Annotated in this window: 1 protein-coding gene; it reads left to right on the forward strand. The window is 63.1% G+C overall.

What is annotated here, in order from left to right:
• Positions 1–24 precede the first annotated feature (24 nt).
• On the forward strand, positions 25–981 hold the full coding sequence (locus tag ACFPPB_RS20310) for an IS30 family transposase (RefSeq protein WP_465269363.1): 957 nt from the start codon (positions 25–27) through the stop codon (positions 979–981).
• Positions 982–988 lie beyond the last annotated feature (7 nt).

The raw sequence follows: 988 nt of genomic DNA on the forward strand, positions 1-988 counted from the left end.
CTTCACCGCCAAGTGGAACTGCACATGAGCTACACACACCTGAGCCAAGACGAACGCTATCAGATTCAACACCTGCATAGGGGTGGTTTTTCAGCCCGCGAAATCAGCGCGGAGTTGAAACGCGCGGCGACGACGATCAGCCGCGAGCTTCGACGCAACCCGGGCGACACGACGACCTATCACGCACGGGCCGCACAGCGGCAGAGCGCGAAGCGTCGGCATGCAGCGAGCACGCAAGCTCGGATCCAGCCGGAACAGTGGGCTGCCGTGGAAGCGCGGCTGACGGCTGAGCAATGGAGCCCCGTACAGATCGCCAGCGAGGCATCCATCAGCCACGAGCGCATCTACCAACACATCGCCGCCGACCGCCAACGCGGTGGCGAGCTGTGGCGGAATCTGCGCTGCCGCAAACAACGGCGCCGCCATCATCGCTGCGGCACGCCGCGGCAGCGTCAACGCTTTCGTGGGCGACGCATCGCCGAGCGACCGGCGATCGTGGAGACGCGCGCGCGGGTGGGTGACTGGGAAGGCGACACCATCGTGGGCAAAGGGCTTGCGCGGGTCGTGACGCTGGTCGACCGCAAGTCCGGCCTGCTACGCATGCGGCTCGTGCCCAACGGCGAAGCGGACACGGTCATGCGCGCCATCGTCCACGCCCTGCATTCCCTGCAGGCTCGCGTGCATACCCTGACCTGGGACAACGGTAGCGAGTTCGCCGAGCACGCCGTGGTGGACATCGCTCTGACAGCTCGGAGCTATTTCGCCGAACCGTACTCATCCTGGCAGCGTGGGACCAATGAAAACACGAACGGCTTGATACGGCAGTACCTGCCCAAGAGATGTGATCTGAGCGCTTACTCTGACGACGACATTCAAGCGATTGAAGACAAGCTCAACCAGCGGCCTCGAAAGCGTTTAGACTTCCGTACGCCACAACACGTTTTCGATGTCTCCCTCAACCGTGGTGCACTTCGTAGTTGAATCCGCC

Origin of the sequence: Rhodanobacter terrae, from assembly GCF_042657005.1 — a bacterium.
Classification (GTDB): Bacteria; Pseudomonadota; Gammaproteobacteria; order Xanthomonadales; family Rhodanobacteraceae; genus Rhodanobacter; species Rhodanobacter terrae.